General features: G+C 70.2%; 11 protein-coding genes. 2 read left to right on the top strand and 9 right to left on the bottom strand.

Annotation, left to right across the window (positions count from 1 at the left end; all coding sequences use genetic code 11):
• Positions 1 to 11: 11 nt before the first annotated feature.
• The 8 genes from ACI2LP_RS13455 to ACI2LP_RS13420 all read right to left on the bottom strand — a co-directional run bounded on the left by ACI2LP_RS13455 (position 12) and on the right by ACI2LP_RS13420 (position 9,175).
• Entirely contained in the window at positions 12 to 1,508 is a 1,497-nt protein-coding gene (locus ACI2LP_RS13455) for an aldehyde dehydrogenase family protein (protein WP_404724667.1), read from the bottom strand.
• A gap of 20 nt (positions 1,509 to 1,528) precedes the next feature.
• Positions 1,529 to 3,268, bottom strand: coding sequence for an amidohydrolase family protein (locus ACI2LP_RS13450; RefSeq protein WP_404724666.1), 1,740 nt, complete (start codon positions 3,266 to 3,268; stop codon positions 1,529 to 1,531).
• A 384-nt stretch (positions 3,269 to 3,652) separates the two neighbouring features.
• A complete protein-coding gene (locus tag ACI2LP_RS13445) occupies positions 3,653 to 4,777 on the bottom strand; it encodes an LLM class flavin-dependent oxidoreductase (protein WP_360867715.1) in 1,125 nt (374 codons plus the stop codon).
• Positions 4,778 to 4,875: 98 nt separating this feature from the next.
• Entirely contained in the window at positions 4,876 to 5,649 is a 774-nt protein-coding gene (locus ACI2LP_RS13440) for an SDR family NAD(P)-dependent oxidoreductase (protein ID WP_404724665.1), read from the bottom strand.
• Position 5,650: 1 nt separating this feature from the next.
• Entirely contained in the window at positions 5,651 to 6,565 is a 915-nt protein-coding gene (locus ACI2LP_RS13435; RefSeq protein ID WP_404724929.1) for an LLM class F420-dependent oxidoreductase, read from the bottom strand.
• Between the two features lie 147 nt (positions 6,566 to 6,712).
• Positions 6,713 to 7,354, bottom strand: coding sequence for a pentapeptide repeat-containing protein (locus ACI2LP_RS13430; RefSeq protein WP_404724664.1), 642 nt, complete (start codon positions 7,352 to 7,354; stop codon positions 6,713 to 6,715).
• A gap of 57 nt (positions 7,355 to 7,411) precedes the next feature.
• The gene (locus ACI2LP_RS13425) at positions 7,412 to 7,825 is read right to left on the bottom strand and encodes a PaaI family thioesterase (protein WP_404724663.1); all 414 of its coding nucleotides are present in this window, start codon (positions 7,823 to 7,825) and stop codon (positions 7,412 to 7,414) included.
• A gap of 123 nt (positions 7,826 to 7,948) precedes the next feature.
• Positions 7,949 to 9,175, bottom strand: coding sequence for an amidohydrolase family protein (locus ACI2LP_RS13420; protein WP_404724662.1), 1,227 nt, complete (start codon positions 9,173 to 9,175; stop codon positions 7,949 to 7,951).
• 279 nt (positions 9,176 to 9,454) lie between these two features.
• On the opposite strand from ACI2LP_RS13420, the gene ACI2LP_RS13415 reads away from it, so the two are divergent.
• Together ACI2LP_RS13415 and ACI2LP_RS13410 are read left to right on the top strand one after the other, a co-directional pair.
• Positions 9,455 to 12,400 carry an AfsR/SARP family transcriptional regulator gene (locus ACI2LP_RS13415; protein WP_404724661.1) on the top strand — a complete coding sequence of 982 codons (2,946 nt, stop codon included), beginning with the start codon at positions 9,455 to 9,457 and terminating at the stop codon, positions 12,398 to 12,400.
• Between the two features lie 229 nt (positions 12,401 to 12,629).
• Positions 12,630 to 12,911, top strand: coding sequence for a hypothetical protein (locus tag ACI2LP_RS13410; RefSeq protein WP_404724660.1), 282 nt, complete (start codon positions 12,630 to 12,632; stop codon positions 12,909 to 12,911).
• A gap of 114 nt (positions 12,912 to 13,025) precedes the next feature.
• Here ACI2LP_RS13410 and ACI2LP_RS13405 read toward each other — a convergent pair whose 3' ends face one another.
• Positions 13,026 to 14,588 carry a FadD3 family acyl-CoA ligase gene (locus tag ACI2LP_RS13405; protein WP_404724659.1) on the bottom strand — a complete coding sequence of 521 codons (1,563 nt, stop codon included), beginning with the start codon at positions 14,586 to 14,588 and terminating at the stop codon, positions 13,026 to 13,028.
• Between the last annotated feature and the right edge of the window lie 53 nt (positions 14,589 to 14,641).

Below are 14,641 nucleotides of genomic sequence, written 5' to 3'. Positions count from 1 at the left end.
TGCGGAAGGCCTCAGCCGGGCCACACCACCGCCTGCATCTCGCTGTACGCGTGCAGCGCGTACGACCCCACGTCCCGGCCCACACCGCTCCTCTTGAAGCCCCCGAAAGGCGCCTCCATATTGCGGCCGATGGTGTTGACCCCGACGCCCCCGGCCCGCAGCAGACCCGCCACCCGGAACGCCCGCGCCACATCGCCCGACCAGACGTAGTCGAGCAGGCCGTAGTCGCTGTCGTTCGCCAGCGCCACGCCCTCCTCCTCGTCGTCGAAGGGCACGACCACGACCACCGGGCCGAAGATCTCCTCCCGCACCACCCGCATGTCGTTCGTGCAGTCCGCGAAGAGTGTCGGGGCGACGTAGAAGCCCCTCTCGTACGCGGGGCGCTCGCCGCCCGCGACCAGGCGCGCGCCCTCCTTCTTCCCCAGTTCGATGTACGACTCGACCCGGTCGCGGTGGGCCGCGGAGATGACCGGGCCGACGACGGTGCCCTGCTCCGCCGGGTCGCCGACCTTCATGTACGTCAGACAGCCGGTCAGCTTCTCGACCAGGAGGTCGTAGATGCCGCGCTGTGCGATCACGCGCGTCGGCGCCGTACAGATCTGACCGCTGTAGAAGGAGAACGTGGTCCCGATGCCCAGTACCGCCAGATCCACGTCCGCGTCGTCGAAGACGAGTGCCGCGCCCTTGCCGCCAAGCTCCATCAACTGGCGCTTCATAGTGCAGCCGCAGACCTCGGCGATGCGCTGCCCGACGGCCGTCGAGCCGGTGAAGCTGACCATGTCGACGTCCGGGGAGTCGACTGCGGCCTCGCCGACGGCGGGCGCGGAGCCGGTCACCACGTTCACGACGCCCGGCGGCGCGCCCGCTTCCGCCAGGGCCTCGGCCAGGCGATAGACGGAGAGCGGATCCTGCGGGGCGGGCTTCACGACGACCGTGTTGCCCATCGCGAGCGCGGGCGCGACCTTGCCGGCCGGGTTGGCCCACGGGTTGTTGTACGAGGTGATGCAGGTGACGACGCCGACCGGGCGGCGTACGGCGAGCGCCCCGAGAACGCCCGCCTTCCCCATCGGGCCCGCGGCGTTGATCTGCGGGGGCAGCGCCTGCTCCACGGGCTCCAGCGCGCCCTTCGCATACCGCCGGAAGCGGGCCGCGCCCACCGCGACCTGCATGCCGCGCGCGGTGGCGGTGGTCGCGCCGCTCTCGGCGCGCGCGAGGGCGGCGTACGGCTCGGCCTCGCGCTGGATGATGTCGGCGGCCGCGTCGAGGATCCGGGCACGCTCCTCCGGTTTCGTGCGCGACCAGGCGGCGAAGGCCTCGCGGGCGGCGGCGGCCGCGGCGTACACCTGCTCGCGGCTCGCTTCCGGGGCGAGCCCCACGACTTCCTCGGTCGCCGGGTTGATCACCTCGTAGTGGCCGCCGTCCGGCTCGACCCACTCTCCCGCAATGAACAGCCGCTGTGCGTACAGCCGCTGTGGGTCGTTCGCTTGGCCTTTCGCCTGGCCTTTCACTTGGCCCTTCACTTGGCCCTTCACTTGGTTGACACCGTCCTTGTGTCGCGGCCCGAGCGCAGCACCTTGCCCGGCACCGCGCCCGTCACCCGGTCGTCCCGTATCGTCTCGACGCCGTTGACCCGCACCGACACGATGCCGATCGCCTTCGCGTCCAGGCGCGGGCTGTCGCCCGGCAGATCGTGTACGAGCGTCGCCGGGCCCGCCTCGATCCGTGCCGGGTCGAACAGGACCAGGTCCGCGTGCCAGCCCTCGTGCACACGTCCGCGTTCGCGCAGGCCGAAGAGGCGCGCCGGGTCGTCGGTGAGCATCTTCACCGCCTCCTCCAGGCCGACGAGCTTGCGGCCGCGCAGACAGTCGCCGATGAAGCGGGTGGTGTACGGCGCCCCGCACATCCGGTCCAGGTGCGCGCCCGCGTCGGAGCCGCCGAGCATGACGTCCTCGTGCTGCCAGGTCTGCCGGCGCAGCTCCCAGGAGGCGGGGTCGTTGTCGGTGGGCATGGGCCAAAGGACCGTACGCAGCTCGTCGTTGGCGCAGATGTCGACGAGGCAGTGGAAGGCGTCCTGCCCGCGCTCGGCCGCGATGTCCTTCACCACCCGCCCGCTGAGGCCCTCGTTCTCCTTGGAGTAGGTGTCGCCGATGACGTAGCGGCCGAAGTCGGCGAGGCGGCGGAAGACGCCGGCCTCCTTGGATTCGGCCCGCTGGAGCATTTCGGCGCGTACGGCGGGGTCGCGGAGTTTTCCGATCCGCTCGGGGACGGGCAGGCCGAGGATCTCGCCCCAGCCCGGGATCAGATTCAGCGCGCAGAAGGTGCCGAGCGACATGTTCATGGGCGTGAGGATCGGCATGGTGAGGGCGACGATCCGGCCGCCGCGTCGGCGGGCGCGCTCGCCGGGGATCAGCTGGCGCGGGACGCGCTCGGGGACGGAGGCGTCGATGGTGAGGACGTTCCAGTTCAGCGGCCGTCCGGCGGCCACGGTCATCTCGACGAAGAGATCGATCTCCGCGTCGCTGAACTGGTCGAGGCAGCCCGCGACGATCGCTTCGAGCTGGGTGCCCTCGTGCTCGGCGACGGCGCGCGACAGTGCGAGAAGTTCTTCCGGCTCGGCATGGCGCGAGGCGACGGGTTTGCCGTCGCCGTCGGAGTGGGTGGAGGACTGGGTGGTGGACAGACCCCACGCGCCCGCCTCCATCGCGTCGTGGAAGAGCCCGAGCATCTCCTCCAGTTGCTCGGGAGTGGGCTGACCACCGACCGCGTCCGGGCCCATGACATACCTGCGCAGGGCGCAGTGACCCACCATGAAGCCCGCGTTGACGGCGATCCGGCCGTCCAGCGCGTCCAGGTACTCGCCGAAGGTGTGCCAGTTCCAGGGCGCGCCCTCCTCGAGGGCGACCAGGGACATGCCCTCGACCTTGGACATCATGCGGCGCGTGTAGTCGGCGTCCTCGGGCCGGGCGGGGTTCAAGGGGGCAAGAGTGAAGCCGCAGTTGCCGCCGGCGACGGTGGTCACGCCGTGGTTCATGGAGGGGGTGGCGTACGGGTCCCAGAACAGCTGCGCGTCGTAGTGCGTGTGCGGGTCGACGAACCCGGGCGTGAGGACGAGCCCGGACGCGTCCTCGCTCGTCACGGCCTCCTCGTCGACGGTCCCGGGGGCGGCGATGAGGGCGATGCGGCCGTCCCGTATCCCTACGTCGGCGACGTACGCGGGCGCGCCGGTGCCGTCCACGACGGTCGCGGCGCGAATGAGGTGGTCGAGCATGACGGATCCCTTCCGTACGCGGATGGTTCGTGGCCCCGGCCGGGGCGCCGCTGCGGCAGGCCGCTGCCGAGGGGGGCTCCGGCCGGGGCGGGGGGCGGCGGTCCGGGAGGCCGCCGCCGGTCTCTGGGGGCGGGGGGCTTTCCCCCTACCCGCCCTCCCCCTACGGCCTGGCGGCCGTGGGAGGTACCCCCATCCCGTAACTGGGGACAAGCCCCAGACCCCTCGCGCCTGCTGCGCGGCGCGGACTCGGGGGCTTCGCCCCCGGACCCACGAACGCGACCTTCGGCCGCGTGTCCTCAATCGCCGGACGGGCTCAAAATGAGCCCCTCCGGCGATTGAGGCGCGGGGGGCTGGGGGCTTGCCCCCAGTTCGGGAAAGGCCGGCCTACGACCCCGACGCCTCGCGGAACCTCGTCGTCCTGTGGACCGGATCCGTGTCGATCTTCGGGATCACATGCTCACCGATCAGCCGGATCGACCTCAGCGTGTCCTCCCGCGAGATCCCGATCGGCAGCCCGAAGCTCAGCTGGTCCGCCCCCGCCTGCTCCCACCGCTTGCACTGGGTCAGGACCTCGTCCGGGTCGCCGCAGATCAGCAGTTCCTCGGCGATGAGGAGTTCGATGATCTCCTCGTTGAACTCGGGCAGGGTCTCCGGCCACACGGGGAAGCCCTCGGGCCGCGGGAACGTGTCGTGGTAGCGGAAGACCAGCGACTGGAGATAGTGCAGCCCGCCGCCCGCGGCGATGCGCACCGCCTCCTCGTGCGTCGGCGCGCAGATCGCCGTCGATGTCACCATCACGTTGTCGTTGACGAAGTCACCGACCGGCTCCGCCTCGATGATCGCCGTCTTGTACTGCTCCAGCACCCACTCCATGTCGGAGACCTTCTGCACGCTGAAGCCGAGGACCCCGAGCCCCTTCTTCGCGGCCATGGCGTACGACGGCGGCGACCCGGCCGCGTACCACATCGCCGGGTGGGACTTCCCGTACGGCTTCGGCAGCACCTTGCGCGGCGGCAGCGACCAGTGCTTGCCCTGGAAGCCGACGTACTCCTCCTGGAGCCACATCTTGGGGAATTCGGCGATGGTCTCTTCCCAGAGTTCCTTGGTGTAGTTCATATCGGTCACGCCCGGTATGAACCCCAGGATCTCGTGCGAGCCGGCGCCCCGCCCCGACCCGAACTCGAAGCGGCCTTCGGAGAGATGGTCGAGCATGGCAACCTTCTCGGCGACCTTCACGGGGTGGTTCACGGGCGCCAGCGGGTTGAAGATCCCCGAGCCCAGATGGATCCGGTCCGTCGCGTGCGCGAGGTAGCCGAGGAACACATCGTTGGCCGAGAGGTGCGAGTACTCCTCCAGGAAGTGGTGCTCGGAGGCCCAGGCGTACTTGAACCCGGACTTGTCCGCCTGGATGACGTACTCGGTCTCCTCCATCAGCGCCTTGTGCTCGGCGAGCGGGTCGGTCTCGGCGCGCTTGCCGACGTATCCCTGTACAAAGAGCCCGAATTCCAAGGGGGTTCACCGTCCCTACGTTTCTGACATACCGTCAGATCTCTCGATGCCGTCGACTGTTCCACCGCGCACAGGCGCCGTCAATACCTGATGACCAGTCAGAAGAGGCCGACGCCGGCCAGCCAGCCGCCGTCGATGACGAACGGCTGCCCGGTGATGTACGAGGAGTCCTCGCTGCTCAGGAAGAGGGCCAGCCTCGCCACCTCCTCCGGCTGCCCGATCCGGCCCAGCGGCACGAGCTTCTTGTAGAGCTCCGCCACGGCGTCGGGGTCCACGCCGTCCGGATTGCTCATCGGGGTGTCCACCGCGCCCGGGCAGATCGCGTTGACCCGGATCTTCCTGGCCGCCAGTTCAAGCGCGGCGACCCGGGTCAGCCCGAGGATCGCGTGCTTGGTCGCGGCGTACGCACCCACGCCCGCCATTCCCGTCAGGGCCGTGTACGAGGCGGTGTTGACGATCGTGCCGCCGCCCGCCGCCTCGATCTCGGGCGCGACACTGCGGATGCCGAGGAAGGCGCCGACCTGGTTGACCTGCGTGATCAGCTGGAACTCCTCCAGCGGGGTGGAGACCAGCTCGTTGAAGCGGAGGATTCCGGCGTTGTTGACGAGGCCGTCGATCTTGCCGAAGGCGTCCTTGGCGGCCGCGACGGCGGCGGCCCAGTCGGCCTCCCGGCTCACATCGAGACGGACGTACGCGGCAGTGCCCTCACCCAGCTCCTCGTCCAGTTCCTTGGCCAGCGCCTCACCCTGGTCGTCCAGCACATCGGCGAGCACCACCTTCGCACCCTCCGCCGCGAAGAGACGCGCCTCCTGCTCGCCCTGGCCGCGCGCCGCGCCCGTGATGAGGACGACGCGTCCGTCGAGCTTTCCCATGTCACTCTCCTCGGTTCAGGTGCGGAGCAACGCCCGCGGCGAAGGCCGCCATCTGGTCGGTGAGTTCCGTGCGGCTCCGGCTGCGGAACCGGATCTGGATCTGGTGCACGCCCATCGCGGCGTAGGCGCGCAGCGACTCGGCGATGGCGTCGGGCTTGCCGGTCAGGGTGCGCCGCCCGATGTCCCAGCTCGCGTCTCCCACATACAGCGGCTCGGTGATGGCACCGATCTCGATGGGTTCGGTGATGCCTGCTTCTTGGCGCAGGGCCTTCAGCCTGTCTATCTGGGCAGGGAGTTTCGTACGCGGGTCACCCTGGGGCAGCCAGCCGTCACCCCGTACGGCTGCCCGGCGCACGGCGGCGGTCGAGGAGCCGCCCACCCAGAGGGGGATCCGCTCCTGGACGGGCCTGGGCCGCTGCCCGAGCCCGCTGAAGGAGAACCGTTCGCCGCTGAACTGCGGGTACTCATCGGGCCCGAGGGCGGCCTTCAGCGCGTCGATCGTCTCGTCCAGCACGCGCCCGCGGCCGGTGAAGTCGGCACCCAGCGCCTCGAACTCCTCCTGCACATGCCCGGCCCCCACCCCGAGGATCAGCCGCCCGCCCGAGAGATGGTCGACGGTGGCGTACTGCTTGGCGGTCACGAGGGGGTGCCGCAGCCCCACGACGGCGACATGGCTGAGCAGCAGGACGTGCTCAGTGATCCCGGCGAGGAAGGCCAGGGTCGCCACCGGGTCGTACCAGACCGTCGACATCGCACCGGCGAGCCGCCGCGGGATCGCCACATGGTCGCAGGTCGCGAGGTAGGCGAACCCGGTACGGTCGGCCGTCCTGGCGATCTCGGCAAGATCCTCGGCGCCGGTGTCGGCCTCCCACGGCTCGGCGTAGAGGGTGCTCTGCGACTGGACCGGGAGCTGCATCCCGTACGACAGCCGCCCCTTGGGCAGTACCTGCACATGCACCGCGACGCCTCCCTGCCTGAGCTGACGCTTCGTCAATTACGACGACGGAGGTCATCGTCGTACCTGACGAACCATCAGACAAGAGGTGTGCGCAGGGCGCCGGAATCAGCTCACATCGAACCCCAGCGCGGTGGCCATGACGGCGGCCTGCTCCAGGTCGATCTTCGCCCCGGCGAGCTCGACGGTCAGAGGGTCGAGCGAGGACAGATCGCTGCCACGCAGATCGGCCCCGGTGAGCTTGGCACCGTGCAGCATCGCCCCGGACAGATCGACCCGGGCGAAGGTCGCCCCCTCCAGCCGGGCGGCCGTGAGATCGGCCTCCCTCATCCGTACGCCCTCGAAGACCGCCTTGCGCAGATCGGCCCCCGGCAGCCCGACGAAGGACCAGTCCCCGCCTGCCACCGCGAAGAGGCTGAAGGTGCACCGCTGGAAGAGGCTGCCGACGGTCTTGCACTGCTCGAAGCGGGTGTCGAAGAACGTGCACCCCTTGAAGGTGCAGTTGGTGAACGCGGCATTGGTGTGCCGCGATGCGTTGAACTTGATCCCGGAGAAGGTGCACTCGTCGAAAATGCCGCCGTCGTTGACGACCTCGGTCCAGTCGGAGTCGTAGAAGGTGTGGCGCGCGAATCTCTGCCCCGACAGATCACGGCCGTACCAGTCCTCGCCCCTGACGACGAGCTCCTTGTCGGGGACAGGAGGCTGGTGGGAGAGGGGATCGACATTGGCACGCTCACGCCTGATGGACATGCTCCGATTGAACACCCCGCCACTGACAACGGCCCTTCGGGCAGGAAACAGCCGGGCTCAGCCGAGCAGGGCGTAGACCGTGGAGGCTCGGGCCGCCACATGCTCGGAGCCCTCGGCCGTCATCGTGATGTCCGCGAACGCCATCCGCTTGCCGAGCTTGGTGATCCGGGCGTCGACCAGTACATCGGCGCCCACGACCGCGCGCTGGAAGGTACTGGACTGCTGCACGGTCGTCATGGGGACGAAGGCACCGCGCGCCGAGGACACGGCGATCACCGTGGCGGTGTCCGCAGCGGCCATGAGGGCCTGCCCGGAGATTCCGCCGCCTTCGCGGGCCAGCCGGTCCGACCACGGCAGCCGCAGCACGGCGTGGAGTTCACCGGCCTCGACGACGGTCAGGCCCAGGTCGAGCACCCAGGGGGCGAAGTTGTCGGCGAGGATCTTCTCGGCTTCGGCGAGGGGCAGCGTCATGTCCCACATGGTGGCGGCGGCACAGACAAAAGTCACGGTGAGACCCCCACCACCGTCCCTGCCGGGGCGCACGCGCCGGGAGCGCTGGGAGCGCGGTCGGCGCGGTATCCCCAGGGCGCCGGGCTACGCCCCGGGGCCCGGCCACAGTCCGTCCGCCGTAAGCCCCAGCAGCTCGATCGCATTGCCGCGCACGATCCGCTCCACCACGTCCGGCGCCAGGTGGCCCATCTGTGACTGACCGACCTCCTTCGACTTCGGCCAGGTCGAGTCGGAGTGCGGGTAGTCCGTCTCGTACAGGACGTTCGCGACCCCGATGGCGTCCAGGTTCTTCAGCCCGAAGGCGTCGTCGAAGAAGCAGCCGTAGACATGCTCGGCGAAAAGCTCGGACGGCGGCCGGTGGACCTTGTCCGCCACGCCGCCCCAGCCGCGGTTCTCCTCCCAGACCACGTTCGCGCGCTCCAGGATGTACGGGATCCAGCCGATCTGGCCCTCCGCGTACATGATCCTGAGGTTCGGGAAGCGCTCGAACTTGCCGCTCATCAGCCAGTCGACCATCGAGAAACAGCAGTTGGCGAAGGTGATCGTCGAGCCGACAGCCGGTGGGGCGTCCGCCGAGGTGGACGGCATCTTCGAGGACGAGCCGATGTGCATCGCGACCACCGTCCCCGTCTCGTCGCACGCCCGCAGGAAGGGGTCCCACTCGTCCGTGTGGACGGAGGGGAGGCCGAGGTGCGGAGGGATTTCCGAGAAGGCCACGGCCCTCACTCCCCGCGCCGCGTTACGGCGGACCTCGGCCGCCGCGAGCTCCGCGTCCCACAGGGGGATGAGCGTGAGCGGGATGAGGCGGCCGTGCGCCTCGGGGCCGCACCACTCCTCGACCATCCAGTCGTTGTACGCCCGCACGCCGAGCAGCCCCAGCTCGCGGTCCTTGGCCTCGGTGAAGGTCTGGCCGCAGAAGCGCGGGAAGGTCGGGAAGCAGAGCGCGGACTGGACGTGGTTGACGTCCATGTCAGCGAGGCGCTCCGGCACGCTGAACGAGCCCGTACGCATCTGTTCGTACGTGATGACTTCGAGCTTGATCTCGTCGCGGGAGTAGCCGACGGCGGTGTCGAGGCGGGTCAACGGGCGGTGCAGATCCTCGTACACCCACCAGTCGCCCATCGGGCCCTCGTCCCCCTTCGCGCCCATCACAGGGGCGAACCTGCCGCCCATGAAGGTCATTTCCTTCAGCGGCGCACGGACGATGCGCGGGCCGATGTCCTGGTACTTCGACGGGAGCCGGTCCCGCCAGACGTTGGGGGGCTCAACCGTGTGGTCGTCCACCGAGATGATCTTCGGGAAGGTCTCCATGTGCTCCACCGTAGCGTTGATCTGACGGTTCGTCAGCTAGTAGGAATGGTCAGGCGACCCCTCTGGTGCATGGACACCCCGGAACTGCTCGACGCCCTGAAGGCGAAGAAGGCTCGGGGAAGCGGAGGAGCGGACCGGTGAAGATCGTCAGAAGTGGTTTAGCCGACAACCGGACGCGGGCAGGGGGGCGAGGAGGAAGTGCCCCGCTGCTGACGGGGCCGCCCCGCACAGGGCAGACTGTCGAGGGCGATACCGGCAGTTCGGGGGCAGGGGGCAGCTATGGACCGTGACAGCGGGCCACGAGTACCGGAGCAGCGCGCTCCGGTGCAGGGCGGCGTCATTGACCTGCGCTTCAGTGTGCTCGGCCCGGTGCGTGCCTGGCACGGCGGGGAGAGCCTGCCGTCCGGGTCGCCGCAGCAACGTGCCCTGCTGGCCGCGCTGCTGCTGCGCAACGGCCGTACTGCGACCGCCTCCGAGCTGATCGACGCGATCTGGGGCGAGGACCCGCCGTCCCAGGCGCTCGCGGCCGTCCGTACGTACGCGTCCAGGCTGCGCAAGGTCCTCTCCTCGCAGGCCCTGGTCAGCGAGTCCGGCGGCTATGCGCTCAGGGTCAGGCGCGACTCACTCGACCTCGCGGTGGCACAGGAGCTCGCCACCGGGGCGGAGAAGGCGCGCGCCGCCGGGGACCGCGGACAGGCCCGCGTGCTGATCAACAAGTCGCTGGGGCTGTGGGACGGCGAGCCGCTCGCCAATGTGCCGGGGCCGTACGCCGAGAACGAGCGCGCCCGTCTTGAGGAGTGGCGGCTCCAACTCCTGGAGACCCGGCTCGACCTGGACCTGGAGGTCGGCTGCCATGCCGAGGCCGTCTCGGAGCTGACCGCGCTCACCGCCGAGCACCCGCTGCGCGAGCGGCTGCGTGAGCTGCTGATGCTGGCCCTGTACCGCAGCGGACGGCAGGCCGAGGCGCTCGCCGTGTACGCGGACACGCGCCGGCTGCTCGCCGAGGAGCTCGGCGTCGACCCCCGGCCCGAACTCGCCCAGCTTCAGCAGCGCATTCTGCAGGCCGACGCGGAGCTGGCCCGCCCGAGCGAGGAGCGGGCCTCGGCCCCCCAGGTCACCCGGCCCGCGCAACTGCCCGCCACTGTCCCGGACTTCACCGGGCGCGCCTCCTTCGTACGCGAACTGGGCGACCAGCTCGCCACCGCCGAGGGCTCCGTCATGGCCGTCTCGGCGCTCGCGGGCATCGGCGGCGTCGGCAAGACGACTCTCGCGGTCCATGTGGCGCACGAGGCCCGGCCGCACTTCCCGGACGGTCAGCTGTACGTCGACCTGCAGGGCGCCGGCAACCGCGCGGCCGAGCCCGAGACCGTGCTCGGCGCCTTTCTGCGCGCGCTGGGCACCGCGGACTCGGCCATTCCGGACACCCTCGACGAGCGGGCCGCGCTCTATCGCTCGACGCTGGACGGCCGCCGGATCCTCGTACTGCTGGACAACGCGCGTGACGCCGCCCAGATCCGGCCACTGCTCCCCGGTACGGCGGGGTGCGCGGCCCTGATCACCAGCCGGGTCAGGATGGTCGACCTGGCGGGGGCGCATCTGGTCGACCTGGATGTGATGTCGCCGGAGGAGGCGCTGCAGCTCTTCACCCGGATCGTGGGCGAGGAGCGGGTCACCGCGGAGCGGGAGGCGGCCCTCGATGTGGTCGCGGCGTGCGGTTTCCTGCCGCTCGCGATCCGTATCGCGGCGTCGCGGCTCGCGGCGCGGCGCACCTGGACGGTCTCGGTACTGGCCGCGAAGCTGGCGGACGAGCGCCGCCGCCTCGACGAACTCCAGGCCGGAGACCTCGCGGTGAAGGCCACCTTCGAACTCGGCTACGGCCAGCTGGAACCGGGCCAGGCCCGCGCCTTCCGCCTGCTCGGCCTCGCCGACGGCCCCGACATGTCGCTCGCCGCGGCCGCGGCCGTACTCGACCTGCCGCCTCAGGAGACCGAAGATCTGCTGGAGGCGCTGGTGGACACCTCGCTCCTGGAGTCGGCGGCGCCCGGCAGGTATCGCTACCACGACCTGGTGCGTCTCTACGCGCGTGCATGCGCCGAGCGCGACGAACATCCGCCGGTGGAACGGGAGTTGGCACTTTCGCGACTGCTCGACTTCTATCTGGCGACAGCGGCGAAGGTGTTCGCGATCGAGCGCCCGGGCGACCGGGTGGTCGACCATCTGGAGCCCACGTCCTACGAGGGCCTGGCATTCACGGACCGGCACGATGCGCAGGACTGGCTGTACACCGAGGCGAACTGCCTGCTGGCGTGCGCGCAGCAGTCGACCACCGACGACCGTTTGCGGCGTGCCGTAGACCTGCTGTGGGCCGCACAGGACCTGACGGAGTCCGGCGCCAACTCCAAGGTGTACGAAACCGTGGCTTTCTCGGCACTCGACGCAGCGCGCGCCGCCGGCGACGTCCGTGCGGAAGGGCGCGCGCGAACCTCGCTGACCAATGTCCATCTGGTCGCGGGCCGCTACGACGAGGCGGACAAGGAAGCCAAGCAGGCCGCGATGCTCGCGGAGTCGGCAGAGGACCCGGCACCGGTCTACTGGACGGACAACGACCGCGGCATCATCGCCCTGGTCCAGGGGCGCAACCACGAGGCCATAGACCATCTGCGCCGTGCGAGGGAGGGGGCCCGAGCCGACGGCAACCTGCCGTGCGAGGCGAGTGCCCTGTGCAACCTCTCACGCATCCATGTCGCCATGGGCCACACGACGCAGGGCATCTCGCTCGCCGAACAGGGCATCGCGATATACGAACGGATCGGGCACACGCTCCGGCTGGCCAATGCCCGTTACGCACTCGGGGTTGCGCTCACTCAGGCCGACCGCCACACCGAGGCGCTGGAACAGCTGGCCGAGGCACTGGAGCAGTTCGAGACGAACCGACAGCGTCTGTGGGAGGGGACCACGCTTTTCCGAATCGCTCAGGCGCACCTCTCGGCCCGCCGCCCGGCACACGCCGCGCAGCATGCCGAGCAGGCGCTCGCGATCGGCTGCATGGGCGGCGACCGGACCCGGGCCAACGTGCTGACTACGCTGGGCAGGGCGCTGGACAGCCTGGGCCAGACGGACCGCGCACGTGCCTGCTGGCGCGAGGCGCTGTTCCTGCACGAGCAGTCGGGTGCAGCGGAGGCCGAGGAGGTACGTGGCCTGCTCGCCCCGCTCAGTGCGGCGTGACAGCCCGCGTGACAGCTCCCTGCCAGGACGTTCATCGAATGTTTATGCTCGTCCGACATGCTCCATAGCAGTCGATCCGTCGCGTCGGGGGGCAGGCGGATCACCTGGGACCCACACCTCAGCGGGGGGTGAGCCGGTCCCCCGGCCTTCTGTCCGGCGACCCTCGGGGGAGTTGCCGGGCAGAAGGCCACCTTCGGTAAAGTCGGGCAATCCCATGGGGGACAGAAAGATGAGCAACACCGAGAAGAAGCCAGAAGAGTTCACCACGATGGACCACCACGCGCCCGCGCCGCCGGTCGGCGGATTCAGCGCCGACGGTGCCGTCACTCCGTTGGACCACCACGCGCCGGTCCCGCCGGTCGACGGTGCCGCCACCCCGTTGGACCATCACGCGCCCGTGCCGCCCGTCGACGGCACCGTCACCACGATGGACCACCACGCGCCGGCCCCGCCGGCCGACGGCACCATCACCACCATGGACCACCACGCACCGGCCCCGCCCAAGGGCTGATCCGGACTCCACTCGGACGGGGTGCGGCCGCGACGGCGCGGAGGGGAGCCGTCGCGGCCGCGGCATGTCCGGATCCGAACCGGGGAGAGCGGCACCCGGCAAGGAGCCGCACCCTCAGGCCCGCGACCGCGACCGCAGTTCCGTCTTCAGCACCTTGCCGCTCGCATTCCTCGGCAGCTCGCTCACGAACTCGACCTCCCGCGGCACCTTGTAGTTCGCCATCTCCCGCCGCGACCACGCGATCAGATCGTCCGCCGTGAGCGTCGAGCCCCGGTGCCGTACCGCGTACGCCTTGCCCACCTCGCCCAGTCGCGTGTCGGGGACACCGATCACCGCGATGTCCGCGATATCCGGGTGCAGGCCCAGCAGTTGCTCTATCTCGGCCGGGTAGGCGTTGAAGCCGCCGACGATGAACATGTCCTTGATCCGGTCGGTGATACGGAGATTGCCCGCCGCGTCCAGCACGCCGACGTCGCCGGTGTGCAGCCACCCCTCCTCGTCGATGACCTTCGCCGTCTCGTGCGGGTCCTCGAAGTAGCCCTGCATCACATGGTGTCCGCGCACCAGCACCTCGCCCGGTTCGCCGGGCGGAGCCATGACGCGGACCTCCGTGTCGGGGATCGCCCGCCCCGAGGTGGCCGCGATCGTCGCGGGAGCGTCGCCGCGGCGGCACATCGTGACGATGCCGCTCGCCTCCGAGAGGCCGTACGCCGTCAGCACCGTCGCGATCCGCAGCTCGCTGTGCAGCCGTTCGACCAGCTGGAGCGGAACGACCGCCGCGCCCGTGACCACGAGACGCAACGCGGACAGATCGTGCTGGTCGCGGGCCGGGTGGTCGAGCAGGGACTGGTGCAGCGTCGGCGGTCCCGGCAGCACCGAGATGCGCTCGGCGGCGATGTTCGCAAGCACCGTGTCCACGTTGAAGACCGGCTGCGGCACCATCGTCGCGCCCCGCGTCAGACACGCGATGATGCCCGCCTTGTAGCCGAAGGTGTGGAAGAACGGGTTCACGATCAGATAGCGGTCCCCCTCGCGCAGCCCCGCGAGCTCGCTCCACACGTCGTAGCAGCGCAGCGTCTGGGCGTGGGTGATGACAGCCCCCTTGGGGCTGCCGGTGGTGCCCGAGGTGAAGATGATGTCGGAGGGGGCCGAGGGGTCCACCGAGTCCGCCCGGGTGCGTACCTCGGCCGCCGGGACGCCGTCGCCGCCCGCCAGGAAGTCCTTCCAGGTGCGGTAGTCCTCGGGCGCGCTGTCCGCGAGGACCACGACCTGCTCCAGGTGCGGCAGATCCACCTCCGCGCGGCGCAGCGAGGCGACGTACGAGGTGCCGAGGAAGGTGCCGGTGACGAAGAGGAGCCTTGCACGGCTGCGCCGGAGTACGTACGCGGCCTCCGTGCCCTTGAAGCGGGTGTTCAGCGGCACCAGCACCGCCCCGGCCGTGACCGCGCCGAGTGCCGAGACGATCCAGTCGAGGGTGTTCGGGGCCCAGATGGCGACCCGGTCGCCCGGTTCCACTCCGGACGCCATGCAGGCGGCGGCCGCGCGCTCGACGCGCTCGCCGAGTTCGCCGTACGAGACACTGGTGCGCCCCTCGACGACGGCCTCCCGGCCCCCGTACCGTCCGGCGGCGCTCTGCACCAGCCTCGGGATGGTGCCCCACTCCAGATCGCCGCGCATCGCAAGCCCTCCTGCCGTCCCCGCAGTAGCCGACTCAGTAGCTGACTACCCGT

This window comes from Streptomyces sp. NPDC019890 (assembly GCF_044903445.1).
In the GTDB taxonomy this organism is placed as follows: Bacteria; Actinomycetota; Actinomycetes; order Streptomycetales; family Streptomycetaceae; genus Streptomyces.
This window is presented reverse-complemented; position numbering and strand designations above follow the sequence as displayed.